Raw genomic sequence first — 26,955 nt, forward strand, 5'->3', positions numbered from 1 at the left:
AGCCTTTGCTGGTCCACTAGCCCTCGACGGCCGATCGCAGGTGCAGAGTGAGCCGTTCCACGAACCGACCGATCGCCCCGCGATCGGCACCCGCAGCGAACTGCAGCTGCGCGAAAAGTGCAGCGTCGTGGTCCGATTCGCTCTCGTGGACACTCAGCGTCAGGTCGGCCCACGGTCGACCGACGGGTACCGGCAGGAGTGCCGGGCCGACGTCGCCGAGATCTGCGACGTGGTGGTGCACCACCAGGAACTGCGGACGGTGCATCTCGGGCACGCCGGCGCCCTCGACGATGTCGACATAGGAAGGACCGGAACGGCTCAGCGCCGCGACGGTCTCCGCCTGCACCCGACGAGCCACCGTCGCCAGATCGGATCCTGTTCGCGTGCGGATCGGCACGACGTCGGCGAACGCACCCACCATGGCGTGCGTGCTCTCGTCGTCGCGGCCGGCGACCATCGTGGCGATCGCCAGGTCCTCACCTGCACCGAGGTCGGTGAGAGCGAGCGCGAAGGCAGCGTGCAGAACCGACACGAGACCCGCACCCTCGATGCTGCGCAGTGCTCGCACCACGTCGACATCGATGTCGATCGCGACGGCGTCGGACCCCGACTCTCCCAGCGCGATCGGAAGACCCACCCGACTCGGCACACCGTCCAGGGTCTCGCGCCATGACGCGATCGCCGAGTCGTCGGCGTCCCGTCGGGCGACGGCCCAGCGCGCGACGTCGCTGTACCGCAGCGGTAGCGGCGTGAATTCCGGCGCCTCGGCACCGGAGCGCGCCTGCGCAGCGTGCATCAGATCGGTGAGCAACGGGACGACCGACCACTCGTCCACGGCCCAGTAGTGCATGACCAGGAGAACTACTGTTTCCCTGGAATCGTTCTGTAGCAGCATGATTCGCAGACCGGGTCGCTGCGTGAGATCCAGGGGTTCCTGTGCGATCTCGTAGGCGCGGCGGCGGATGTCGTCTGTCCCGACGTCGACGGTCTCGAGCGCCGCCGGATCGCCGAGGGCGGACCCCTCGCCCGGCACCAGAACCGAGTGCAGCGGTTCGTGCCGCTCTGCGACATCGCGGACCGCGGCGGCGAGCACCGCCGCGTCCACGTCGGGCAGCTCGAGAACCAGTGCGTGGTCGGCCTGCACCACGTGCCCGTTCTGCAGCCTGGTCTCCTGCATCGGACTCAGCGGCACGACATCCGGCCTGTCCGCGTGCGTGGTCAGGTGCGGTCCCTCGTGTCCACCGCGATCGGCGAGTCGCTCCGCCAAGGCGCGGACGGTCGACGCCTCGAACACGTCGCGCACCGAGATGTCGACGTCGAGTTCGGCGCGGACGGCCGACACCCACTGCATCGCGGCCATCGAATGACCGCCGAGAGCGAAGAAGTCGTCGTCCGTCCCCAGCTCGTCCAGGCCCAGAACTGCTGCGGCACTACGCACCAGCGCACGCTCGACGTCCGTGGTGGGAGCGCGACCGCCGACCACCGACGACCACTCCGGCTGCGGCAACGCCGCTCGGTCCAACTTGCCGTTGGGTGTCAACGGCAACGTCCCGTCGACCACCACGACGAGAGTGGGCACCATGTAGTCCGGCAGCACCGTCGCCGCGTGCGTCCGCACCGCGTCGCCCGTGAGATCGTCACGCCCGGTGACGTATCCGACGAGGCGACTCACCCCGGACGACTCGTGCACGACGACCGCGGTCTGATCGACACCGTCGAACGACGCCATCGCGGCCATGATCTCGCCCGGCTCGATCCGGAACCCCCGCACCTTGATCTGATCGTCGACGCGGCCGAGAAAGTCGAGATTGCCGTCGGCACGCCAGCGTGCCCGGTCGCCGGTGCGGTACATCCTGCCGCCGGGAGCGGCGACATCGGGCACGAAGCGGTGGGCACTGAGCCCAGGCTGCCCGAGGTACCCGCGCGCCAACCCGCGGCCGGCGATGTACAGCTCCCCCGACACCCCGACCGGGACGGGCCGCAGCCGATCGTCGAGCACGTACGCCCGCTCGTTGGGGTCGGGTACGCCGATGGGCACGGACGACGTCCAGCCCGGACGGGCCTGCCACAGGGTGTTGTTGACCGTCGCCTCGGTCAGTCCGTACGCCGCGAGCAGGTTCAGATGCTCGGACCAGGCGGAGATCACCGCGGGCGGCACCGTCTCGGTACCGACGAGCACGGTGCACCCCTCGGGCAGTGCGCATCCCGGCGGGAGCGCCGCCATGAGCGACGGCGGGATGATCGCGTGGGTCACCCCGTGCTCGGCGCAGAAGTCGGTGAGCTCGGGACCCGCCACACGCGAGTCGTCGGGCACGATCACCAGTCGCGATCCGGTGCACAGGGCCATGGCGAGTTCGAAGACCGCGACGTCGAAGCCGACGGACGCGAACTGCAGGACCACCGATCCGGTGGTGAGTCGCATGCGGTCCTCCGCCGTGGCCACGAGTGACGAGATGCCCTCGTGCGGCACCACGACACCCTTGGGGCGGCCGGTCGAACCGGACGTGTAGATGACGTACGCCGCGAGTTCGAGCGAGGCGGGTCGCACGAGCTCGACACCGGTCGACGGCGGGATGTCCTCCACGAGGACGTGTTCGGCCGCGGACGGCACCTGCGCGGTGGCCGTGGCCGACGTCAGGGCGAGGGTCGCCCCGGAATCGGTGACCATGTACTCGAGCCGGTCCGCAGGATGCTTCAGGTCGAGCGGGAGATACGCCGCGCCCACCGCGAGCACTGCCATGGTTGCCGCGATGGTCCACACCGACCGGGGCACCGCGACGGCAACGACGGCCTCGGGACCGACGCCGCGCCGCTGCAACTCCGCAGCGATGTCGAGGACGTGCTCGTGCAGATCCGCGTACGTCCACGTCGTGGTCTCGTCGACCACAGCGATCGCGTCCGGAGTGGTCTCGACCCACCGCAGGTACGACTCGAACAGCGACTCCTCGGGCACCGCACGGGCGGTGTCGTTGAAGCGCCGGAGGACGTCGTCACGCTCGGAGGGCAGGAAGATGTCGACGTCGTCGACCACCGCCGTGGCGTCGGTCGCCAGTGCGTCGAGCACCGCGAGCTGACGTGCTGTGACGGCCTCGGCGGTCGACGCGTCGAACAGATCCTCGGCGTACTCGAGCTCGAGCACCAGGCGGTCCGAGGTGAGATCCTCGGTGTAGTTGAACACCAGGTCGAACTTCGCCGGTGTCATCAGCGCCGCGTCACCGTCGCCAAGCGGACCGGTGTGATGGCTGATCATGACCTGGAACAGCGGGTTCCGCGACATGCTGCGCTCGGGAGCGACCCGCGCGACCACCGCGTCGAACGGCACATCCGCGTGCGCGAAGGCCTCGAGGTCGACGCTGCGCGCCTCCTCCACCGCCCGCTGCAGCGTGGAGCGGCCGTCGACCGCGGTGCGCAGAACCAGCGTGTTGACGAAGAACCCGACGAGCTGGTCGAGCCCCTCCTCACCGCGCCCGGCCACCGGGGCGCCGAGCACGATGTCGTCGGACCCGGTGATCCGGTGCAGCAGCACCGCAGACGCCGCGTGCAGGGTCATGAAGACACTCGCGTCGAGACTCCGCGCGAGTGTCCGCAGGGCGCGCACGGTCTCGGGATCGACGGTGCGACGCACCACCGATCCGCGATGACTCGGCCGCGGCGGACGCGGCCGGTCGGTCGCGAGTTCGATCTCGTCGGGAGCGCCGGCCAGGGCGGACTGCCAGTACGCGAGCTGACGCCCCGCGAGCGACTCCGGATCTGCGGCGTCGCCGAGCAGGTCGGCCTGCCACAGCGTGTAGTCCGCGTACTGCACGGGCAGCGGAGGACGGGCATCCGTGTCACCGGACAGTCGCGCGGCGTAGGCCGCCATCAGGTCGGCCAGCAGTGGCCGGTCCGACCACTCGTCGGTCGTGATGTGGTGCAGGACGAGCACGACGACGCACGACATGTCCTCGTTCCGGATCAGCGCCGCGCGGACAGGAATCTCCCGGCGCAGATCGAACGGCCGCGCCGTCATCTCAGCGACCACGGCGGCGGCAGCGCCTTCGTGAACCGAGTACTCCGGTGACGCGTCCGTCAGAACGTGCTGCGCCAAAACGCCGTCCGCATCGCCGAAGACGGTGCGGAGCGACTCGTGCCGTTCGACGACGTCGGCGAGGGCGAGCCGGAACGCATCCTCGTCCACCTGCTCGGGGAGCGGCAGGACGATCGGAAAGTTGTAGGCGGCCGAGTCCGGATCCAGCTGATGCAGAAGCCAGAGCCGTTGCTGCGCAGCCGACATGGGCACGACATCCGGCCGGTCGTACCGACGCAGAGCCGGCCGAGCGTCGTCGCCTCGCGATCCGACTAGCGCGGCGAGACCCGCCACGGTCGGCGCGGCGAACAGATCGCGCACACTCAGCTCGGTGCCGAGCGCGGTCCGTGCACGGCCGACGACGCGAGTCGCCAGAAGTGAATGGCCACCGAGATCGAAGAAGTCGTCGTGGATCCCGGTGCCGCGGCGGCCGAGCACGTCGTCGAACACGTTGCACAGCAGCCGTTCGACCTCGGTCCGCGGCGGCACAGCGTCGACGGCACTCTCGTCCGGCGCCGGCAGTGCGGCGACGTCGAGCTTGCCGTTGACGGTCATAGGGAAGGACGAGACGAGCACGACGGTGGGCACCATGTAGTCCGGCAGGACCACGGCGCAGGCCGCCCGTACCGATTCGGCATCCGCATCGGTGTCGACGTAGGCGATCAACCGGGCCAGCCCGCCCGGCCCGGTCGAGGTGACGACCGCGGCGCGGCGGACGCCGGCCACCGACGACACGACCGAGGCGACCTCACCGAGTTCCACCCGGTGACCGCGGATCTTGACCTGATCGTCGGTGCGGCCGAGGTAGTCGATCAGTCCCGTTCCGACGCGGCGACGCACGAGGTCACCCGTGCGGTACATGCGCTCCCCCGTCCCGAAGGGGTCGGCGACGAAGCGGTCCGCCGTGAGGCCGAACCGTCCCGCGTAGCCACGGGCGAGTCCGGCTCCGGCGATGTACAACTCGCCGGCCACGCCGTCCGGTACGGGCCGCAGCCAGCCGTCCAGCACGTGCGCCTCGGTGGCGCGGATGGGCAACCCGACCGTCGGCGTCTCGCTCTCGTCGGTACCCGCGCCGAGGGTGTTGATCGTGTACTCGGTGGGGCCGTACAGGTTGTAGCCGAGCACGCCGTCGGTGGATCGCAGTGCGGACCACACGTCGTCGCCGACGGCTTCACCGCCCAGCAGAACGAGTGCCGGTCGATGCCCGTCGAGCAGACCTGTCTCGAGGAGGAGGGATGCGTACGTGGGGGTCACATTGATGACGTCGATGCACTCCTCGTCGATGTAGCGGACCAGGGCATCGGCGTCGCGGCGCAGCACCTCGTCGGCGACGTGCACCTCGTGACCCTCGACGAGCCACAGGAGTTCTTCCCACGACATGTCGAACGCGAACGACACCGTGTGCGCGATCCGCAGTGTCCGACCGTGTGCCGCATCCACCACCGGGTCGAAGATCGCGGACCGGTGGTTCAGCTGCATGTTGGTCAGTCCGCGGTACGGCGTGACGACGCCCTTGGGCGTCCCGGTCGACCCGGACGTGTAGATGACGTAGGCCGGGTGATCGAGCCGATGCGGCGTTCCGGGCGCGAACGCCCCCAGTTCGGCTGCGGTGAGCGGTGACTCGTCGCGGATTGGCTCGAGCACGACGATGCCGTCACGTCCGCTCAGTCGGCGACCGACCGCATCCGTGGTCACGGTGCACAGCGGACGAGCGTCGTCGAGCAGAGCATGGATGCGAGCATCGGGATGATCGAGTTCGAGGGGCAGATAGGCCGCGCCGGTGCGCAACACGGCGAACAGCGCGACCACCATGTCGAGACTGCGAGGCAACGCGAGAGCCACCACGGTCTCCGGTCCCGCACCGCGGCCCAGCAGGACGCGCGCCAGACCTTCCACCCGGCCGGCCAACCCGGCGTAGGTGAGGTGCTCGGACCCGGCGACGAGTGCGATCGCGTCGGGATCCTTCTGCGCTGTGCGGAGCAGCATCTCGGTCACGGTGAGATCGGGAACCTCGTCGACCTGTCGGTCGAAGCGTGGCAGCGCCGGCAGAACAGAGCGCGACCCCTCGGTCGCGAATCCGGCCACCAGGCGGGTGAACTCGTCCGCGATCAGGTCGACGCGCTCGACGTCGATCGCCTCCGGCCGGTACTCGACCGTCACGGCGATCCGAGCGCCCGGCGTGACGACGACGGTGAGCGGATAGTTCGTGTGGTCGATGCTGTCGGTGCCCGCGACACCGTGCGCCGCGTTCAGGGACGCCGCCGAGTCCTCGGAGACGAAGTTCTGCACCACGCAGAGCGTGTCGAACAGAGTGCGGTGCGGCGACACCTCGATGATCTCGGCGAGACCGAGGTGATCGAACTCCATCGCCTCCACGCGGTCGCCCTGGACACGGCGGACCAGGGCGTCGACGTTCTCGCGGGGATCGAGCACGGTACGGACGGGCACCGTCGACAGGAACATCCCTGGTGCGGTGTCGAGTCCCTCGACCTCGGGCGGTCGGCCCGCGACCGTGATGCCGAAGACCACGTCGGTGCGGCCGGTGGCCGACGAGATCGCCAGTGCCAGAGCGGCGGTGACCACGGCGTTGAGCGTGACACCGCGCTGACGGGTGGCGGCGACGAGCGCGGCCGTCGTCTGCGCGTCGAGCTCGTCGCGTCGACGCAACGGGATACCGACCGGCGGCGCGGCGCGGTGCGCCACCAGCGTCGGCTCGTCGAGACCGGCCATCGCCGTCGCCCACGCGGTGCGGGCCGCGACGCGGTCGCGTTCCGCGAGCCACGTCAGGTACCGCTCGAACGCGGTGTCCGCCGGCGCGGGCAGCCCCGGATTCTCGTAGCGGGCGAGCAACTCTCCCACCACCACACCGTTGGACCAGCCGTCCCAGACGAGGAACTGCCGGTTGATCACCAGGCGATCGCGCCCACCGTCGAGATGCAGCACGAGCACCCGCCACAGCGGTGGTGTCGACAGGTCGAACGGGGTGTCGCGGTCCTCCTGCATCCACCGCTCGGCCTCGTCGTCGTCTCCGGCGTGTGCCTCGCGGACGGGCACCTCGCACGACGACGACACGACCTGCATCGGCACACCGGCGGCCGTCTGCGTGAACCCTGCGCGCAGCTGTGGGTGGCGGCGCTGCAGCCCGGCGAGGGCACTACGCAGCCGATCGAGATCGAGGCGGTGATCGAAGTCCAGCGCGAACTGCGCCGTGTAGATGTCGCGCTCCCCCGCGGACAGACTCTCGAAGACCAGCCCCTCCTGCAGAGGAGTCAACGGCCACACGGTCTCGACGGATCCCTGTGCGGTCAGCGCCGTCAGCTCGTCGGGAGTGAGGTCGACGAGAGGGACGTCCGACGGCGTGAGGATCGGCGGCCCGTCCTGTGTGCGGGCGGCCTCCGCGAGATCTCCGAGCGCCGTGCGGAACTCGTCGGTGAGCGAGGTGACCGCCTCGGACGACAGGTGCGCGGACGACCAGGCGAACTGGGCCGAGAGAGTCGGCTGTGCACCGTCCGTCACGTGCGCGTTGATCACCAGACGGTAGGGACCGCCCATGTCGGCATCGGGATCGGTACGCACGGTCTCCGGAGCCCTGTCGAACGGGGCCGACCCGGCGGCCGGCACCCGGCCCAGGTAGTTCAGCAGGATCTGCGACTGCTCACCGCGCGCGAGAAGGGCTGCGGTGCGGGCATTCCCGTAGCGCAGGAGCCCGTATCCGAGGCCACCGTCGGGCGCCGCACGCAGGGCCTCCTTCGTCTCCGCGAGCACCGTGACGGGATCGGTTCCCGGCCGCAGCCGGACCGGAGCGATGGACGTGAACCACCCCGTGGTGCGCGAGAGATCCGCCGCGTCCGACCGACCGTGGCGCTCGAGGTCGACCAGTACGTCGCGGTCGACAGACCACCGGGTGAGGGCGAGCCGGAGCGCTGCGGCGACGACGTCGGTGACGTCGCCGCGCACGAGAGAGGGCACACTGCCGAGCACCTCGGCGGTGACCTCGGACGACACGTCGACGGTGCGGACGTCGCCCTGACCGACCACGGCGTGGTCGGTGTCTCTCGGTGTGAGCGCGCCGCCCGGCGCGGTGACGGCGGTCCAGTGGTCCAGTTCCGCGAGACGAGCGGGGCTGTGGGCGCTCTCGTCGAGCAGGCGCCCGTACTCCCGCAACGAGGTCCGCACGCGGTCCAACGTCGGGGTCTGGCCGCTGTCGTGCGCGATCCACGCCAGTGCGAGGTCCTCGACGAGGATGCCCCACGAGACCCCGTCGACGACGAGGTGATGCGCGACGAGCAGTAGCCGGCCGGGCCCGGAGCCACGGTCGAACCACACGACCTCGAGCACGGCGCCGGCCTCGGGAGCCAGACGGTCGGTGGCGGCATCGGATTCGCGCGCGACGAGGTCGGCGAACGCAGACTCGTCGAGATCGACCGCGTGGACGCGGTGCACGGTGACCGAGGCGTCGGGGCGCACCGCGGTGGTCCAGACACCGCGGAGGTGACGGGTCAGGACGAGGCGCAGGCTGTCGTGATGCTGGACCAGCGCATCGACGGTGCGCTGCGGCGTTGTCTTGTCGACCGGAGCCGGAACCACCAGCAGCAGTGACTGGTTGAACCGATCGGTGCTACCGGACCACTCGGACAGCCGGTGCACCACGGGGAGCGGGCGCACCTCCCCGACACCGGACTCCGCGACCGTGGCGGCCTGCGGAGACTCGACCCGTGCGACGTCCGCGAGCGCACGCGGAGTGCGCTTCTCGAAGACGTCGCGGGCGCTGATCTCGAGACCGCTGCCCCGCGCCAGGTTCACGAGCCGGATGGCCAGGATGCTGTCGCCGCCGCGGGCGAAGAAGTCGTCGTCCTCACCGACCGCCGCTCCACCGAGAACGGTGTGGAAGTGGGTGCACAGCAGCGCGACCGGACCCGACTCCGTCTCCGTGGTGGTCGGAGTGTCCGCACGTAGGGCGGCCAGCAGCGCTGCCCGGTCGAGCTTGCCGCTGGGGCCGGTCGGCAGATCAGCCACCACGGACAGCGTCGTCGGCACCATGTGCCCGGGCAGACGGTCGGCCAGGTACGACCGCAGTGCGGCCTCGTCCACCGACCCCACCACGAACGCGGCGATCTGCGCGGTCCCGCGGTCGGTGCGCACCACCGTGGCGGCCCGGTCGACGGACGGATGCGAGCGCAGCGCCGCGTCGATCTCACCGAGCTCGATACGGAAGCCCCGCACTTTGACCTGGGTGTCGGCGCGACCGAGGTAGTCCAGCGCCCCGTCGCGCCACCGCACGATGTCGCCGGTGCGGTAGAGCCTCTCCCCGTCCGGCCCGGCGACGAACCTGGTGGAGGTGAGACCGGGGCGGCGAAGATACCCGCGCGCCAGCTGCGGACCCGCCAGGTACAGCTCGCCCGGCACGTCCGGTCCCACCGGCGACAGCCACCCGTCGAGTACGCGGAACCCGACGGCGGGCAGCGCAGATCCGATGGGCACCGCGTCGCCGGGGTGGTTCTGCACGCCCTGTGCGGCGGTGACGTCGACGGCCGCCTCGGTCGGGCCGTAGAGGTTGTCCAGGCGCACGTGTGGAAGCAGCTCGCCGACGCGGCGCGCGGACTCTGCGGACAGTGCCTCACCGCTGCAGACGATCACGCGCAGCGACGTGCACGTCGCGACGTCCGGATCGGTGAGGAACGCGTCGAGCATCGAGGGGACGAAGTGCACCCAGGTGATCTGCTGCGCGCGGATCACCTCGACGAGACGGGCGGTATCGCGGTGCGCATCCGGGTCCGCGAGCACGAGCGTCGCTCCGGACACCAGCGGTCCGAAGAACTCGCTGACCGAGACGTCGAAACTGGAGGGCGTCTTCTGCAGCACTCGGGTGCCCACGGCGAGCGGAGTGTGATCGCGCATCCACTCGAGGCGGGGCACGATGGCGCTGTGCGGCACCACCACTCCCTTGGGACGGCCGGTCGATCCCGAGGTGTAGATGACGTACGCGGCGTCGGCTGGGGCGGGCCCGGGTGCTGCCGTCGGCTCGGCCTCGAACGGTGCGAGATCGCCGTCGATCACCGCGGCGGGATGCGCGTCCTCGATCATGAAGGCCAGACGCTCGGCCGGGTACCCCGGATCGAGCGGCAGGTACGCCGCGCCCGACCGGACGACCGCGAGCAGTGCGACCACCAGATCGATCGAGCGCGGAAGTGCCACCGCCACCACCGATCCCGGACCGGCGCCACGCTCGCGAAGACCGGCGGCGACCCGCTCGGCGCGCAAGTGCAGCTCGGCGTAGGTGAGGGACTCCTCGCCGTGGACGAGGGCGACGCCGTTCGGGGTGGTCCGGCGCTGCACCTCGAGGAGATCCACCAGGGTGGTCGAACTGTCGGACGAGGGCGCGTCGACGACCGCCGGACGGTCCGTCGGCATCACGGCGGACACCAGGGTGTCGGCCGGTGCGGTCGCGACGGCGACGACGGTGTCCAGCATCGACTGCGCCGTCGCTGCCGAGACCAGCGCCGCGTCGTACTTCAGCTCCAGCGTCAACCGATCACCCGGAATCACCATGAGCGTCAACGGGTACGGCGAGTTCTCCTCGACCCGAATACCCGTCAACGCGATGGTGCCGGACGGATCGGCGATGGCGGTGTCGCCCAACGGGTAGTTCTCCACCACGACCAGCGAGTCGAACAACGAGTCCACGCCCGCGACACGACGCAGCGTCGGCACGCCGACATGGTGGTGATCGAGCAGATCGGCCTGCTCCTGCTGCCAGCGCTGTACCGCGGAGGCGACGGTGTCGTCCGCTCGCAGTCTCCATCGTGCCGGGATGGTGTCGATGAAGAGCCCCACCATGGACTCGATACCGGCGACCGGTGCCGACCGTCCGGACACCGTCGACCCGAACACGACGTCGCGTCGACCGGTGGCGCGTGCGAGCGCGAGACCCCAGGCTCCGTGCAGCAGGGAACCCTGCGTCACCGCGGCATCGCGCGCACGTCCCGACACCACGGCGGTGACGTCGGAGGAGAGGTCGACCCGCACGGATGCGGTACCGCTGCCGGCGGCGCCGAACGCCGGGACGGGTACCGACTCGCGGACACCCTCGAGTGCGGCGCGCCAGACCCGCGCCGACGCGTCGATGTCGCGCTCGGCGAGGTGGCGGACCCACGCCGCGGGCGCGGTGACCGCCGGAAGAGCCGGGGTGTCCCCGTAGTGAGCGAGCATCTCGCGCAGCATGATCGGGATCGACCACCCGTCCGCGACGATGTGGTGGATCGACTGCACGAGGGACGAGCGGGTCTCGTCGTGGCGGACGAGGGTGTAGCGCACCAGCGGAGCGGTGCCCAGATCCATGCCGGCACCGGCGTGCTCGGCCAGCACCTCGTCGACGGTCCTGTCGGACACGGTGAACGGGACATCGACGGTGCGGTGCACCACCTGGACCACGCGCCCGTCGGCGAGGGGTCGGAAGCTGGTGCGCAGCGATGCGTGTCGAGCCACCACGTGCTCGAGCGCGGTGCGGAGCACGGCACTGTCGACCGGGCCACCGATGTCCACCACCTGGCCCACGACGTACGGGTCCGTGTCTCCGAAAGTGCTGCGGAAGTAGATGCCGTCCTGCACCGCGGTGAGGGGCAGGACGTCCTCGACGTCGTCCGGGAGCGCCGCGACGTCGTCCGCGCCGAGAGCGGCGAGCGGGAAGTCAGCGGGGGTACGGCGGGCGCTCGACGCAGATGCGGCGACGCGGTCGAGTGCGGCGGTCCACGCATCCACGATGCTGTCGTCCACCACACCGGGCACCCAGCGCAGGGTCGAGACGAGCTGTCCCCCGGTCTCGATCACGTCGATCGTCAGCGCGTGCGCCGCAGGCTGATCAGGATCGGAGCCGCCGGTGACGGACACCCCCACGTCGGTACTGCGGCCGAGGTAGTTGAACAGGACGCTCGGCGCCGCGGCCTCCGCCAGGGCGGGCTCGCGGCGCAGGTACCGCAACGCGCCGTACCCGACGCCCGACGCGGGTGCCGAGCGCAGCGAGTCCCGAATCTGCAGCAGGACATCGGCGTCCGAGCCCGGACCGGTCGGTAGCGCGACGGGACGGACGGTGGTGAACCACCCGACGGTGCGCGTCAGATCGACCCCAGCAGCCTCGACCCCCGCAGCCTCGACGACCTCGACGTCCCGGCCGTGTCCCTCCACGTCCACGACCACCGACGGCGCCGAGTACCCGTCCCACGACGCGAGGGTGCGGGCGAGTGCTGCGAGGAGCACCTCGGTGGGCCCGGTGCGGTAGGCGGTCGCGACGTCGGTCAGCAGAGCCGCCGTGACGTCGGCGGGGGTGGTGACCGTGTGCGTCGCCGACAGTCGATCGGCCGCGGCGAGTGTGCGAGCACCGACAGTGTCGCTCGAGGTCGTCAGAACCTCACGCCACCAGGGTAGTTCGTGGTCGAAGTGGCCGGCGTCCGCAGCATCGGCGATCAGGCTCGCCCAGCGGCGGATCGACGTGGTGACCGGTGGCAGCGTGGGCGTGCGGCCCTCGGTCAGCGCACCCAGTGCCGTCAGTAGATCCCCGAGCAGGATGCGCCACGACACCCCGTCGACGACGAGATGGTGCACCGACAGAATCAGCGTGTCGGCCTCGAGAGACACGGCCACCATGCCGCCCGGCCGCGTCGGATCGAGGCGGGCCACGGTGTCCGCGACGGAGCCCGTGCCGAACTCGGGGGACACGGTGTCGGCGGGCACGGTAAGACCCTCGCTCCACACGGCACGCAGCGCCGGATGGTGGGCGACGACGAGCTCGACGGCCGCACACACAAGAGCCGGGTCGGTGCCCGGAGGCAGTGCCACGGAGGCGGTCTGGTGGAACGCGGCGCCGATGCCGCCGTGCTCGAGTGTCCGCGCGACGATGGGCGTGGCCACCACCTCGCCGACAGGATCGTCATCGACGGTCACCAGCTCCGCCGGAGCCGCGCCGGCGATCGCCTCGGCGGTACGCAGGGTGAAGACGTCGCGCGGGCCGATCGCCAGCCCTCGTTCGCGGGCCTGCGCGACCACCGTGATCGCCACGATGCTGTCGCCGCCCAGGGCGAAGAAGTCGTCCGTGACACCCACATTCTCCACACCGAGCGCCGACGCCATCACCTCGCACAGCACGCGCTCCCGCTCGGTCCGCGGGGCCACGGCGTCGCCGCGCACCTGCTCCGGATCGGGCAGAGCCCGCCGATCGACCTTGCCGTTCGCGGTGGTGGGGAAGGCATCGAGCACCACGTAGGTGGACGGCACCATGTACTCGGGGAGGACGCGTGCACAGTGCGTGCGCAGCACCTCGGGTGTCAGCGCGGCGCCGTCCGGCACGATCCAGGCGGCGAGAAACGCCGCGCCCGCGCCGGTTCGGCGCACGTCGACGGCGGCGCGTCGCACACCGGGGCACGAGCCGAGCGCGGCTTCCACCTCCTCGAGCTCGAGGCGCATGCCGCGGATCTTGACCTGGTTGTCCACCCGGCCGAGGAAGTCGAGGGTGCCGTCCTCCGCCCAGCGGGCGCGGTCGCCGGTGCGGTACAGCCGGGCGCCGGCGGGGCCGAACGGATCGGCCACGAAACGCGACGCGGTCATGTCCGGTGCGCCCACGTAGCCACGACCGAGGAGGAACCCGCCCGCGTAGAGCTCTCCCCCGACGCCGACCGGCACCGGGCGCAGCAACGAATCGAGCACGTAGAGGCGCGTGTTCGGGTTGGGGCGGCCGATCGACGTGGCGATGCGAGGAGCGTCGCCCGTGTAGATCACATGGGACACACCGATGGTGGCCTCCGCGGGCCCGTACCCGTGGTACAGCGTGGTGCCGAGTCGAGAGCGGAAGCGCGCGAACAACTCCGGAGTGAGCACCTCACCGCCGCACCACACGTGCCGCAGGCCGGACAACGATCCGTCCGTGTCGAGGGCCAGCAGAGCGTCGAGCATGGACGACACCAGGTAGACGAAGGTGACGTGGCGACGCGAGATGACATCCAGCAGGTACAGACCGTCCCGCTCGCCTCCCGGTTCGGCGATCACGAGGGTGCCACCCGACAGCAACGGGAGCAGGATCTCGTTCACCGAGATGTCGAAGGACAACGGCGCCTTGAACAACGACGCGTCGCCCGGTCCGAAACCGAGCACCCGATCGCGCTGCCACACCATGCGGGCACAGATGGCCTCGTGGCGGATCATGGCACCCTTGGGCGTCCCGGTACTGCCGGAGGTGAAGATGACGTAGGCGAGCTGCGAGCCGTGCACCACGATGTCCGGTGCGGACGTCGGCCTGTCCCCGAACTGCCAGTCGTCGAGATCGACCGTCCACCGGCCCTTCTCGTGGCCCGCACCGGTGAGAACGACGCGGGTGTCCGCATCCTGCTGCACCCGCTCGCGGCGATCCGCCGGCCAGTCCGGATCGAGCGGGACGAACGCACCGCCCGCCACCATCGCGGCCAGCACTCCCACGACCATCTCGATCGAGCGCGGCATCGACACGGCCACGACACCCTCACGGGGCAGGCCCGCGTCGAGAAGTGCATGAGCGAGCTGGTGCACCCGCTGCGAGAGCTCGGTGAACGTGAGCGTCCGCTCGCCCAGTACCACGGCCACCGCATCGGGGGTGGCGGCGACCTGCGCCTCGAACAGAGCGGGCACCGACGTCGACACGGACGGTTCCGCGGTGTCGTTGAAGGTGTGCAGCAGGCGATCGAGATCGGGCTCCGACATCGTCGACAGGGATGACAGCGTCCGATCAGGCTGCGCGAGAACCTGATCGAGCACCCACTCGAAGCGGTCCCGGTGGCCGATCAGCGCGTCGTGGGCGCCGGGGCGCGAGCGCAGGTCGAACACCAGCGGCTCGTCGTCCCGGCCGCCGGTGACGGTGACGTCGATATCGCGCACCGGTCCGGTCTGGAGGCTGTGCATGTGCGCCGGCGAACCGCCGATGTCGATGCCGTGCTCCACCATGAGGACGTTGATGCCCGGCCCGTGCACCATGCGGTCGCCGGAGTCCCGCAGCTCCCGAGCGATGTCCTCCCCGCGGAAGCGCCCGTGCCGGACCGCGCCGATCGATGCCCGCTGCAGTTCCCGCGCGACGTCGGCCACCGTCATCGACGGCGAGAGTCGCAGTCGCACGGGAAGGATGGTCGACGCCATGAACGGCGTCGTCCGCGCACGACGGCCCACGCGGGCGGTCGACGGCAGTGAGACGACGAGATCGTGACGGCCGGTGACCGCGGACAGGTACGCGATCCACACCGCCGGCGCGAGGCGGGTGCGTCGGACGTCCTCCGTCTCGGCGACGTCGTACAGCGGGGCGAGTCGGTCGATCGGCACCGAGACCCGCTCGGTGACCGCGGACCCCGTGTCGGGCACGTCGGGCAGCAGCACCGGCGGCTCGGGGGCGTCGGCCATCTGGTCGAGCCAGTAGTCGCGGTCGCGACGGAAACCCTCGGACGCGCGGTACTCCGCATCGGCCACCACCAGCGGCTCGAGAGCCCACGCACCTCCGTTCGAACGACCGGCCTCCGGCCTGCCCGCGGTCGCGACTCCCCGCTCGGGATCCGCATAGCGCGCGCGGACCTCGTTGAAGATGATCGACATGCCGAAGCCGTCGACGATGCCGTGGTGATACCGCTGATGCCAGAGCACGTGCTCGTCCCCGAGGCGGAGAAGCGCCGTCGCGAAGAGATCGCGGGCGCCGCTGGTGTCCGCCGACGCGATGTCGGCCGCGATCCAGGCCTTCGCCTCCGCCATCGGGTCGGCAGCCGTGCGTAGGTCGACGACCCCGACCGACCACTCGTCGTCACTGCGGTACTGCACGGGCTCGGGACCGGAGAAGTCGAATCGCACGTGCAGCGCGTCCGCGTCGGCGATGACCGACCGGATGACGTCACACGCACGGTCGAGGTCGAGCGGGCCGGTGATCTCGACGAGCAGCGAGATGACGAAGTCGGTGCGGTCACCCAGCAGGTGCTGCGCGGTCCAGACCTCCGTCTGAGCAGCGGTCAACGGCAGCACAGCGGTGGTGACGACAGATCCCCGAGACATGAACGTAGGCTAACCTAACGCTCGCCCGGCGTTACTCACGGAGGAACGTGAGAATCGCCTGATTGACCTCGTCGGGCTTCTCCAGGTATCCGTAGTGCCCCGCGTCGGCGATCTCCACGTAGCGACCGCCCGGAACCAGATCGGCCACCTCGCGCGAGAGGTAGGCGGGAATCATCCGGTCGTCGGCGAAGCCCATCGCCAGGCACGGCACCGTGATGTCGCGGTAGGCGGACCGGCGGTCGAACGACTCGTCCAGAGAGAGCTGGGCACGCTGGCCCGGGGTCAGCGGCTGCACGGAGAACTCGAACAGGTCGAGCCAGTCCCGTGCCTTCGCGGGGTCGGCGAGCGACGCGGGAGAGAGGTTCAGGGCCGCCGTCACTGCGGCCGCGTACTTCGGCGGCAGCGTCGCCGAGCTGTCCGCCAGCTCGCGCTCGCCGGCGCCGAGCACCTTCTGGAACTCGTCGAGCCGGGCGTGACCGGCCGCGAAGATCGCTCGCGACACCAGGTCGGGCCTGGTCAAGGCCAGTTCCTGCGCCACGCGCGCACCCATCGACGTGCCCACGACGGCTGCCTTCTCGTCGGGGCCGGACCGCAGGTACTCGATGAGCGCCGCGGTGTCGGCGACCAGATCGTCCATCGTCATGCCGCCCGCGCACTCGTCGGTCGGGGCGATGCCGCGGTTGTCGAACGTGCACACCCGGAATCCCGCGGCCGTGAGCGCCGGCACCTGATGCAGCTGCCACACCCGGCCGGGGCTGCCCGTCCCCATGACCATCACGACGAGCGGACCCTTGCCCGTCACGGTGTAGTTGAGGCGGATGCCGTTGATGGTGCCGATGGGCATGGCGGATGTCCTTCTTCCGATACGACAGCTGTTCGGGGCAGACGCTACCGGTCACGGTGCGCGTCCGGTTTTGCCGGGAACGAGCGCGAACTCGTAGAGTTCAGGGACGCGAGTGCGCCCCACCGGGCTGCACCACCACATCGTTCGACCCCAGGAGACCCGCATGGCCACCGAGCCCGCCGAGACCGACATCGCCGACGAAGAGATCGAGACCCTGTCCGACGAGACCGCCCGCATGGCGCGTCGCGTCGTCGCCGCCTATGCGACGGACGCCGACGAGTGCCGCATGCTGCTGTCCATGCTGGGGATCAACCCGCCCGTCCGCGCCTGAGTGCCGCTCGCTCCTGCACTCCGATTGGCGTTCGGCGAGTGGGGTAAGCATGTGCTGACACCGTCGCGGCAGGCTGCCGGCCTCACCGCGCGCCCCGACGTCGAGACAGAGGATCAGCAGTGACCGCATCAGGTTCGGACTTCGTCGTCGTCGCCAACAGGTTGCCTGTCGACCTCGACACGGCGCCCGACGGTTCCCGAGTCTGGAAGCGCAGCCCCGGTGGTCTCGTCACCGCGCTCGAGCCGATCCTGCGGAGCAACAACGGCGCCTGGGTCGGATGGGCCGGTGTCCCCGACGTCGACGTCGACCCGTTCGAGGACGACGGCCTCGAGTTGGTCCCGGTCCCGCTCTCGCAGCAGGAGGTCGCCGACTACTACGAGGGCTTCTCCAACGCCACCCTGTGGCCGCTCTATCACGACGTAATCGTCCGGCCCGTCTACGACCGGAGCTGGTGGGACGCCTACGTCGAGGTGAACCGACGCTTCGCCGAGGCCACGTCCAAGGCGGCCGCCGAGAACGCCACCGTGTGGATCCAGGACTACCAACTCCAGCTGGTCCCGAAGATGCTGCGCATGCTGCGCCCCGATCTGACGATCGGCTTCTTCCTGCACATCCCGTTCCCGCCCGTCGAGCTGTTCATGCAGATGCCGTGGCGCACCGAGATCGTCGAGGGCCTGCTGGGCGCGGATCTCATCGGCTTCCATCTGCCGGGCGGCGCGCAGAACTTCCTCTACCTCGCACGGCGTCTCGCCGGCCAGCCGACCTCGCGCGGCAACATCGGAGTCCGCTCCAAACTCGGTGTGGTGCAGGTGGGTTTCCGGTCCGTGCGCGTGGGCGCCTTCCCCATCTCCATCGACTCGGGCGATCTCGACGAGAAGTCGCGGCGTAAGCCGGTGCGCGATCGTGCACGAGAGATGCGCGAAGAGCTGGGCAATCCGAAGACGATCATGCTGGGCGTCGACCGACTCGACTACACCAAGGGCATCGACGTCCGTCTCGAGGCGTTCCTGGAACTGCTGACCGAGGGCCGGGTGGATCCCGAGGACGTCGTGATGATCCAGCTGGCCACACCGAGCCGCGAGCGCGTCGAGAGCTACAAGCAGATGCGCGGTGAGATCGAGGGCATGGTCGGGCGCATCAACGGCGAGTTCAGCCGCGTCGGGCATCCGGTGGTGCACTACCTGCACCGCCCCATTCCGCGCGAGGAGCTCATCGCCTACTACGTGGCCGCCGACGTCATGCTGGTGACGCCCATCCGCGACGGCATGAACCTCGTCGCCAAGGAGTACGTGGCGTGCCGCAGCGACCTGGGCGGTTCCCTCGTGCTCAGCGAGTTCACCGGCGCCGCAGCCGAACTGCGCCAGGCGTACCAGTGCAACCCGCACGATCTGAACAGCGTCAAGGACGCGATGATGGCCGCGATCGAGCAGACGCCGGAATCGGGCCGACGCCACATCCGGGCGATGCGGCGGCAGGTCCTCGCGCACGACGTCGATCGCTGGGCGCGGTCGTTCCTCGCCGCGCTGGGACGCACCGGCGACGAGGAGCCCAACCAGATGATCTCCAACCGGGACATCGGTCAGGCGACGATGTGATGCGCGAAGACCGGTGACCGTGGTCGAAGCGCAAGTGGTGCAGTGCCATCGGCTGCGCCGTGATCTTCTGATCGTCCGCCTCGTCGGCGAGCTGGTTCCGTTCGCCGCGGGGCAGTCCGTCGCCGTGACGGTGCCCACCTCGCCGCACCTGCCTCGTCGGTACTCCCCCGCCCTACCCCCGTCGCGAGACGGCAAGTACGAGTTCCACATTCGCGAGGTACCGGCAGGCTGGGTCAGTCGCAGCATCGTCCGCGAGACCCGTGAGGGCGACATCTGGACTCTCGACGACCCGGCGGGCGACCTCCGTGTCGACGACACCGACGACGACGTCGTGATGGTCGCGGGCGGAACGGGTCTCGCACCGATGCGCGCACTGCTGCTGGGCCTGGCACGTCGGCCACGACCTCCGCGGGTGCGGCTCTACGTGGGAGGCAGGCACCCCCGCGATCTCTACGCCGCCGACATGCTGTCCCTGATGGCGCGATCATCGCCATGGCTCACGGTGATCCCGGTGGTGGACGAGCCCGTGGACCCGCCGTACCGCGACGAGTTCTTCGATGCCGCCGAGGCCGTGCGGCTGCAGACGGCACCCGACTCCGGCTTCGCACCTCACGAGTACCTCGTCGGCCGCGTCGGCGAGGTGGTGGCGCGGCGCGGGCCGTACCTGTCGCAGCGCGTGCTGGTGTGCGGATCACCGGCGATGTCGAGCTTCACGACGCGTGCCCTGGTGACGACGGGAACCCCGGCGGAGAACATCCGCACGGGGTGACGGTCAGGTCTGCTTCGGGTTGCGCGGCGTCCACACGACGAGCGCGTTACTGCGTTGCACCGGAACGAGATCGCGTCGGTACCCGGCGTGAACCTTGGCCAGCTCGGTCGCCATCTCGGTGACGCGGGCCTGCAGCGCCTCCACCTGATTGGTGAGTTCGATGATGCGCTTGATACCCGCCAGATTGACGCCCTCGTCCTGCGAGAGACGCTGCACCTCGCGAAGCAGCGCGACGTCGCGCGGAGAGTACCGTCGCCCACCGCCGGTGGTGCGGAACGGCGTCACCAGTCCGAGACGGTCGTAGGTGCGCAGTGTCTGGGCGTGCATGCCGGCGAGCTCGGCGGCGACGGAGATGACGAAGATCCGGGCATCCGGGTCCGCGCCTGCGTCGCGCGCATCCTGCGGATCGCTGGACGTCCGAGTCATCTCATCTCTCCTCTCGCATCAGAACCGTCAGGCTCCGGGCCACCCGGAGCGGGGATCGAAACCACTCGCCTTCTCCGCCGCAGCGTAGGCCTCGAGGGCATCGCGTGCCGCGTCGTCCAATTCGGACGGCACGGCCACCTTCACCGTGACCAACAGGTCACCGATCTTCGACTTCTTGGGAATGCCGCGACCCTTCACCCGGAAGGTGCGGCCGTCGACCGTTCCCGCCGGAACCTTCAGACCGACTCGGCCGTCGAGCGTCGGCACCGACAGCGTCGTGCCGAGCACCAGTTCGCTGTACGCGACGGGAACCGTGAGGGTGAGATCGTCACCCGTGCGGCCGAACACGGCGTCACTCTTCACGTGCACGGTCACCAGCAGATCGCCGGCGGCAGCGCCGCGCAGACCGGCCTCGCCTCGTCCGGCCACTCGGACACGTTGCCCGTCACTGACACCGGCGGGAACCCGCACCGTCACCGACCGGGTGCGGTTCTGCACGCCGGTGCCGCGGCAGTCGGTGCACGGATCGTCGATGATCGAGCCGGTGCCCCGGCAGTCGTCGCACGGCTCGCTGAAGCCGAACGCGCCCTGGTTGCGGCTGACCACACCGGCACCGTTGCACCGCGGGCAGACCCGCGGGCTCGTGCCGGGCTTCGCGCCGCTCCCGTGGCAGGTGGTGCACGACGACGGGCTCGTGATGGACAGCGGGACAGACGTTCCCACCGCCGCGTCACGGAAGTCGAGTGTCACCTCGGCCGCGAGATCACTCCCACGCCGGGGACGTGACGACGCGGCCTGGGTACGACCACCGGCCGCGCCACGGTTGAACAACCCGCCGAACAGATCACCGAGATCGGCTCCGCCACCGGCACCTCCGAAGAGGTCACCGACGTCGAACCCGCCGGCCGTACCCCCGCCGCCGAAGTTGGTTCCGCCGCCCGGCGAGAACCCGCCCCGGCCGAAACCACCACTGGCGAACAGTGATCGGGCCTCGTCGTACTCCTTGCGCTTCGCGGGGTCGGAGAGCACCGCATTGGCCTCGCTGACCGCCTTGAAGCGCTCCTCCGCTTTCGCGTCCCCCGGATTGGAGTCCGGATGGTTGTCGCGCGCGAGCTTGCGGTACGCCTTCTTGATCTCGTCCTGCGACGCGGAGGAGGAGACGCCCAGCTCCTTGTAGAAGTCCTTCTCTATCCACTCCCGTTGGCTCACCGGTCGCCTCCTCCTCTCACATCACATCTTCGTTGTGGTCGAACTATGCCTGGTCGGATGCCACGTCGGCGCCCGAACCGTCGACGACGGCGACCATGGCGGTGCGCAGAACTCGATCACGCACCTTGTACCCCTTGCGGAACACGCTGCCGACGACAGGATCGGTGCCGTCACCCTCGTGCTGCACGGCCTCGTGCAGCGCAGGGTCGAACGCGTCGCCCTCGTCACCGAAGGCGACGAGACCCTGTGCGGTGATGACGGATTCGAGCTTGTCCGCCACCGACTTCAGCGGCCCCGTCTCGAGGTCACCGTGCTTGCGCGCCCGATCGAGATCGTCGAGCACACCCAGCAACTCGGCCAACACCGACGCCTTGGCGTTGTCGATGTCCACCTGCTTGTCCCGAGCGACGCGTCGCCGGTAGTTGGCGAACTCGGCGCTGAGGCGCTGCAGGTCGGCCGTCCGCTCGGACAGCTCGTCCCTCTCGGGTGCAGTCTCGGAATCCACGGAACCCTCGGACATCTCTGCCTCGAGAACCTCTGCTTCGTCCTCCACGTCACCGGGCTGGGGCGCCGTGGCGGAGCCCGCGAGGGACTCCTCCACGGCGGGGTCGACGTCGGGTGCGTCTACCTTCCCGGTGTCCTCAGCACTCACTTCTTGTCCGTGTCGACCGGCTCGTCCACGACCTCGGCGTCGACGACATCGTCGCTACCGTCGGTCGGGGCGGCGCCGTCGGCACCTGCTCCGTCGGCTGCTGCCGACTCGTACAGTGCCTGACCCAGAGCCTGCGACTCCGTGCTCAGCTTCTCCACCGCTGCCTTGATGGCAGCGATGTCGGTGCCGTTCAGAGCAGTGCGAGCCTCGGCGATGGCCGACTCGACCTTCTCCTTGGTCTCCGCAGGAACCTTGTCCTCGTTGTCCTTGACGAACTTCTCCGTCTGGTAGACGAGCGACTCGGCCTGGTTGCGGGTCTCGGCCTCCTCGCGACGGGTCTTGTCCTCCTCGGCGTGAGCCTCGGCGTCCTTGACCATGCGCTCGATCTCCTCCTTGGAGAGGCCGGAGCCCTCCTGGATCTTGATCGTGTTCTCCTTGCCGGTGCCCTTGTCCTTCGCCGTCACGTGCACGATGCCGTTGGCGTCGATGTCGAACGTGACCTCGATCTGGGGCACACCGCGCGGTGCGGGAGGCAGCTCCGTCAGCTCGAACGAGCCGAGAAGCTTGTTGTGCGACGCGATCTCGCGCTCACCCTGGAAAACCTGGATCTGCACCGACGGCTGATTGTCGTCCGCCGTGGTGAAGGTCTCGGACCGCTTGGTGGGGATGGTGGTGTTGCGCTCGATGAGCTTGGTCATCACGCCACCCTTGGTCTCGATACCGAGGGACAGCGGCGTGACGTCGAGGAGCAGAACGTCCTTGACCTCACCCTTGAGCACACCGGCCTGCAGTGCGGCGCCGACGGCCACGACCTCGTCCGGGTTGACGCCCTTGTTGGGCTCGCGTCCACCGGAGAGCTCCTTGACCAGCTCGGAGACTGCCGGCATACGGGTGGAGCCACCGACGAGCACGACGTGGTCGATGTCCTTGACCGCGATGCCCGAGTCCTTGACCACGGCCTGGAACGGCGCGCGGGTGCGGTCGAGCAGGTCGGCGGTGATCTTCTGGAACTCGGAGCGGCTGAGCTGCTCGTCGAGGAAGAGCGGGTTCTTGTCCGAGTCCACCGTGATGTACGGCAGGTTGATGGACGTGCTCTGGCTCGAGGACAGCTCGATCTTGGCCTTCTCCGCAGCCTCACGCAGGCGCTGGAGAGCCATCTTGTCCTTGGTCAGATCGATGCCGTTCTGAGCCTTGAACTTGTCGACGAGCCAGGTGACGATGCGCTCGTCCCAGTCGTCGCCACCGAGGTGGTTGTCGCCGGACGTGGCGCGGACCTCGACGACACCGTCGCCGATCTCGAGCAGGGACACGTCGAACGTGCCGCCACCGAGGTCGAACACGAGGATGGTCTGTTCCTTCTCGCCCTTGTCCAGGCCGTACGCCAGAGCGGCGGCGGTGGGCTCGTTGACGATGCGCAGGACGTTGAGGCCGGCGATCTGGCCGGCTTCCTTCGTGGCCTGACGCTGTGCGTCCTCGAAGTACGCGGGCACCGTGATGACCGCGTCGGTGATCTCTTCGCCCAGGTACGCCTCGGCGTCACGCTTGAGCTTCATGAGCGTGCGCGCGCTGATCTCCTGCGACGTGTACTTCTTGTCGTCGATGCCGACGGTCCAGTCAGTGCCGATGTGGCGCTTGACGGAGCGAATGGTCCGGTCGACGTTCGTGACGGCCTGGTTCTTCGCGGACTGGCCGACGAGAACCTCTCCGTTCTTGGCGAACGCGACGATGGACGGGGTGGTGCGTGCACCCTCGGAGTTGGCCACCACGACCGGTTCGCCGCCCTCCAGGACGGACACGACCGAGTTGGTGGTCCCGAGGTCGATTCCGACCGCACGAGCCATGTGAAGACCTCCTGATAGATGCTGCTGTGATCGTTCGAGCGTCTGCCTGAGCGAACTGCGCTCAAGTCTGCCTGTCGGATTCTCGCCCCGTCAAGTCGTACTTGAGTGACCCACGCTCAATGGCAGTCGTACGGCTCAACGGAGGGGTGTACGAGTTTGTTCCCGGAGTGGTCGGCCGGCTGTGGTCCGCGTGTCTGGACCCACCCGATCGCGAGGCTTTCTGCGGATCGGCAGCATTCGACGCGAAAATGTGGCAAAACCTGCACTCGGCCGTGCCTCAGCATCCACAGGTCGACCGGATCGACGGGATCCCGCCTCCGGCAGCAAGTTGAGGGCACTCACGCATGGTCGGCGCGTGTGAACCCACCCGATCGCGAGGCTTTCTGCAGATCCGCGGAATTCGACGCGAGAGTGTGGCTGAACACGCACGTCCGACGGTTAGGGTCCACGGCATGTCACCGGTTCCCGGCACGACCCTGACGGCACGCGGCCTCACCCGAACCTTCGGCGGACACACTGCCGTCGCGCACGCCGACGTGACGCTCGCTCCCGGCACGGTCACCGGCCTTGTCGGACCCAACGGCGCCGGCAAGACGACACTGCTGCTGATGCTCGCCGGCCTCCTGGCTCCCGACTCCGGGACCCTCGAGCTGGATGGGTCTCCGGTCGAGACGGTCGCACTCCGGCGGGCCGTGGGGTGGATGCCGGATGTGTTCGGCACCTGGGACAGCCTCACCGCGACCGAGATCCTGTCGACGTTCGGACGGCTGCACGGCCTGTCGTCGAAGGACGCCCGTTCCCGCGCCGCCGAACTGCTGCAGCAGGTCCACCTCGACGATCGCGCCGACCGACCCGCGCACGAGTTGTCCCGCGGCCAGAAGCAGCGGCTCGGGTTCGCCCGCGCTCTGGTCCACCGACCGCGCATCCTGCTGCTCGACGAGCCGGCGTCCGGCATGGACCCGCGCTCGCGAGTCGAACTGCGCGACGAGGTCCGCCGGCTCGCCGACAACGGATGCGCAGTGCTGGTGTCGAGCCACATCCTCACCGAACTGTCGGAGATGGTGGACGACGTGCTTGTGATGACGGACGGGCGCACGCGGGAGTCGGCACCCGCCACCGAACGATCCTGGCGACTACGCGCGGTGGGCCGGCCTGCATCGTCGGCCGACATCCTGCACTTCCCCGACGAGGAGGCCGCGGCGCGACACCTGCGCACGGTCGTCGACTCGGGGGTGCTCGTCGCCGAGTTCGCCCGCGTCGACTCGGAACTCGAGGACGCGTACCTCGCACTCGACGCGGACAGGACCTGACATGGCGGCACGGATGGGCAGCTGGTGGTCCGTGATCGGTGTCCTCATCGGCCTCGAACTCCGGCAGCGACTGCGCACCACCCGGTGGCGCATCACCCTGGCCGTCACGTTCACGGTCATGTCGCTGGCCGTGTTCGGATCGATGTATCTGGCACTGTCCGTCGACGAGGCCGATGCGAACTACGACGGCTGGGCGCGCAATCTCTACGCGGTCGTGCTGGGAGTCGAGCTGTTCCTCGGCGTGGTCCTCGCCCCCACCCTGACGGCGACGTCGATCAACGGTGACCGCAAGGACGCGACGCTCGCCGTGGTGCAGGCGACGCCGATCAGCCACTGGCAGTTGGCCGTAGGCAAACTTCTCGGGTCGTGGGTGTCCTGCCTTGCCCTCGTCGCCGTGGCGTCGCCGTACCTGGTGTGGGGCATCGTCGCCGCTCCGTACGGCGTCGGCGTATCTGTGCTGGGCGTGATCGTTCTGTGCCTGATCTTCCTGTGTTACTGCGGGATCGGGCTCGGGTACTCGGCGCTCACCGCACGGCCGGCGGGATCGGCCGTCCTGACGCAGGCCACCGTGTTCTTCCTGGTGTTGGGCCTCCCGGCACTGTTCGGGCTGCTCTACTCGACCACGGCGGAGGACCACGAGGTGGTGGGCGCCGAGTACACGTACGTGGACGATTCGTTCGACACCGTTCCGGACTGTCGCGACGTGGCCACGGTGCGCTCCTACGAGCACACCGAGCGTATCTGGTGGCTGTTGGCGCCCAACCCGTTTCTCATTCTCCCGGATGTGGTGGCCGCACATGACAATCCGAGCGTACGTGTCTGGACGTCGGACGAGCGGCCACCCGATCCCAGCGTGGCGCGCCCGATAGCCGAGACGCTCTCGACGGCGCGCACGGGCCCGTACCTGACGGAGCCGACCTGCGCGGACACCGTGTCGACCTACCGCGTGAGCGCCTCGAACCGCAGCTTCTACGACGAGCAGGTCGCGTTCGAATCCGGAAAGGTCGGCGACAGTTGGTACCTCGGGCTGGCCGTCAATGTCATCCTGGGAGCTCTCGGACTCACGGTCGCCGCGCGCCGACTCCGCGTTCCGGCCCGCACCTTGCCGAGGGGCGTGCGGATCGCCTGAGGCGCTCAGCTCAGCCGTCCACCCCCGTCGACGTGGAGGGTGGTTCCGGTGACGAAGGTGTTGGTCAGGGCGAGCAGCACCGCTGCCGACACGTCCTCCGGGCGGCCCACGCGCCGTGCGGGATTGGAGGCAGCCGTCGCGTCGAACATCTTCTGCTTCCCGTCTCCCATGCCGTCCCACGCACCCGAGTCGACGATGCCGGGCGACACGGCGTTGACCCGCAACGGTGCCAGTTCGACGGCCAACGCTTCCGCGAGGAATGCGACAGCACCGTTGGTCGTGGCCATGACGGCGAGGCCCGGCGCCGGCTTCCATGCGGCGACACCGGAGAAGAACACGAACGAGCCGCCGTCCCGCAGCGTGGGCGCGAAGTGCTTGGCCAGCAGGATCGGTCCGACGACCTTGGCTGCGAACGCGCCCTCGACGGCGGCGCGGTCGAGGTCTGCGACCGGGCCGTTGGCGTGGTTCGCCGCGAGCGACACGACGTGATCGAGAGGTCCGAGCGTGGTGACGGCGGCGGCGATGGACGATTCGTCGTCGAGGTCGAGGTGCACCGCCGATGCGCCCGAGCCGAGCTCGGCGACCCTGTCGGCCAGGGCCTCCGGGCGTCGACTGCCGAGGAAGACCTCCGCGCCGGCGGCGAGCGCGTCCTCGGCGATGCGCCGCGCGATGCCCGACGAGCCGCCGACGAGAAGGATGCGGGTGTTCTGCAGGGTGTTCATGACGGTGTGTCCCTTC

At 69.5% G+C, this 26,955-nt stretch carries 12 protein-coding genes; 5 read left to right on the top strand and 7 right to left on the bottom strand.

What is annotated here, in order from left to right:
• Positions 1–16 precede the first annotated feature (16 nt).
• A complete protein-coding gene (locus tag J4E04_RS19135; protein WP_490149365.1) occupies positions 17–16,111 on the bottom strand; it encodes an amino acid adenylation domain-containing protein in 16,095 nt (5,364 codons plus the stop codon).
• A 31-nt stretch (positions 16,112–16,142) separates the two neighbouring features.
• The gene (locus J4E04_RS19140; RefSeq protein ID WP_027506922.1) at positions 16,143–16,955 is read right to left on the bottom strand and encodes an alpha/beta fold hydrolase; all 813 of its coding nucleotides are present in this window, start codon (positions 16,953–16,955) and stop codon (positions 16,143–16,145) included.
• 163 nt (positions 16,956–17,118) lie between these two features.
• Between J4E04_RS19140 and J4E04_RS19145 the strand changes: the two genes are divergently transcribed.
• The 3 genes from J4E04_RS19145 (at position 17,119) to J4E04_RS19155 (ending at position 19,650) form a co-directional block, all read left to right on the top strand.
• Complete coding sequence (locus J4E04_RS19145) at positions 17,119–17,286, top strand: hypothetical protein (RefSeq protein ID WP_200933864.1); 168 nt, start codon at positions 17,119–17,121, stop codon at positions 17,284–17,286.
• A gap of 119 nt (positions 17,287–17,405) precedes the next feature.
• A complete protein-coding gene (locus tag J4E04_RS19150; protein WP_027506923.1) occupies positions 17,406–18,881 on the top strand; it encodes an alpha,alpha-trehalose-phosphate synthase (UDP-forming) in 1,476 nt (491 codons plus the stop codon).
• A 13-nt stretch (positions 18,882–18,894) separates the two neighbouring features.
• Positions 18,895–19,650 carry an FAD-binding oxidoreductase gene (locus J4E04_RS19155; protein WP_490149366.1) on the top strand — a complete coding sequence of 252 codons (756 nt, stop codon included), beginning with the start codon at positions 18,895–18,897 and terminating at the stop codon, positions 19,648–19,650.
• Positions 19,651–19,653: 3 nt separating this feature from the next.
• Here J4E04_RS19155 and J4E04_RS19160 read toward each other — a convergent pair whose 3' ends face one another.
• Genes J4E04_RS19160 through dnaK form a run of 4 tightly spaced genes read right to left on the bottom strand, consistent with a single transcriptional unit; the run spans position 19,654 to position 23,778 of the window.
• The gene (locus tag J4E04_RS19160) at positions 19,654–20,076 is read right to left on the bottom strand and encodes a heat shock protein transcriptional repressor HspR (RefSeq protein ID WP_490149367.1); all 423 of its coding nucleotides are present in this window, start codon (positions 20,074–20,076) and stop codon (positions 19,654–19,656) included.
• A 27-nt stretch (positions 20,077–20,103) separates the two neighbouring features.
• The gene (gene dnaJ, locus J4E04_RS19165) at positions 20,104–21,285 is read right to left on the bottom strand and encodes a molecular chaperone DnaJ (protein ID WP_027506926.1); all 1,182 of its coding nucleotides are present in this window, start codon (positions 21,283–21,285) and stop codon (positions 20,104–20,106) included.
• A 43-nt stretch (positions 21,286–21,328) separates the two neighbouring features.
• Complete coding sequence (grpE, locus tag J4E04_RS19170) at positions 21,329–21,937, bottom strand: nucleotide exchange factor GrpE (RefSeq protein WP_490149368.1); 609 nt, start codon at positions 21,935–21,937, stop codon at positions 21,329–21,331.
• Complete coding sequence (gene dnaK / locus J4E04_RS19175; protein ID WP_027506927.1) at positions 21,934–23,778, bottom strand: molecular chaperone DnaK; 1,845 nt, start codon at positions 23,776–23,778, stop codon at positions 21,934–21,936. Before dnaK ends, grpE begins: the two co-directional genes overlap by 4 nt.
• 452 nt (positions 23,779–24,230) lie before the next feature.
• On the opposite strand from dnaK, the gene J4E04_RS19180 reads away from it, so the two are divergent.
• Together J4E04_RS19180 and J4E04_RS19185 are read left to right on the top strand one after the other, a co-directional pair.
• Positions 24,231–25,088 carry an ABC transporter ATP-binding protein gene (locus J4E04_RS19180; RefSeq protein ID WP_490149369.1) on the top strand — a complete coding sequence of 286 codons (858 nt, stop codon included), beginning with the start codon at positions 24,231–24,233 and terminating at the stop codon, positions 25,086–25,088.
• A 1-nt stretch (position 25,089) separates the two neighbouring features.
• Positions 25,090–26,217 carry an ABC transporter permease gene (locus J4E04_RS19185; RefSeq protein ID WP_490149370.1) on the top strand — a complete coding sequence of 376 codons (1,128 nt, stop codon included), beginning with the start codon at positions 25,090–25,092 and terminating at the stop codon, positions 26,215–26,217.
• Between the two features lie 5 nt (positions 26,218–26,222).
• Here the strand turns inward: J4E04_RS19185 and J4E04_RS19190 are convergent, their stop codons facing one another.
• Positions 26,223–26,939, bottom strand: a complete 717-nt coding sequence (locus J4E04_RS19190; RefSeq protein ID WP_490149371.1) for an SDR family oxidoreductase — start codon at positions 26,937–26,939, stop codon at positions 26,223–26,225.
• Between the last annotated feature and the right edge of the window lie 16 nt (positions 26,940–26,955).

The sequence above is a fragment of the Rhodococcus sp. NFXS4 genome (assembly GCF_058139645.1).

Excerpts from the sequence above, each read along its gene's own strand:
- J4E04_RS19160 (WP_490149367.1), bottom strand. The coding sequence starts at position 20,076 with ATGACTCGGACGTCCAGCGATCCGCAGGATGCGCGCGACGCAGGCGCG.
- J4E04_RS19145 (WP_200933864.1), top strand. The coding sequence starts at position 17,119 with ATGGCCACCGAGCCCGCCGAGACCGACATCGCCGACGAAGAGATCGAG.
- dnaK (WP_027506927.1), bottom strand. The coding sequence starts at position 23,778 with ATGGCTCGTGCGGTCGGAATCGACCTCGGGACCACCAACTCGGTCGTG.
- J4E04_RS19185 (WP_490149370.1), top strand. The coding sequence starts at position 25,090 with ATGGCGGCACGGATGGGCAGCTGGTGGTCCGTGATCGGTGTCCTCATC.
- J4E04_RS19135 (WP_490149365.1), bottom strand. The coding sequence starts at position 16,111 with ATGTCTCGGGGATCTGTCGTCACCACCGCTGTGCTGCCGTTGACCGCT.
- J4E04_RS19190 (WP_490149371.1), bottom strand. The coding sequence starts at position 26,939 with ATGAACACCCTGCAGAACACCCGCATCCTTCTCGTCGGCGGCTCGTCG.
- J4E04_RS19180 (WP_490149369.1), top strand. The coding sequence starts at position 24,231 with ATGTCACCGGTTCCCGGCACGACCCTGACGGCACGCGGCCTCACCCGA.
- J4E04_RS19140 (WP_027506922.1), bottom strand. The coding sequence starts at position 16,955 with ATGCCCATCGGCACCATCAACGGCATCCGCCTCAACTACACCGTGACG.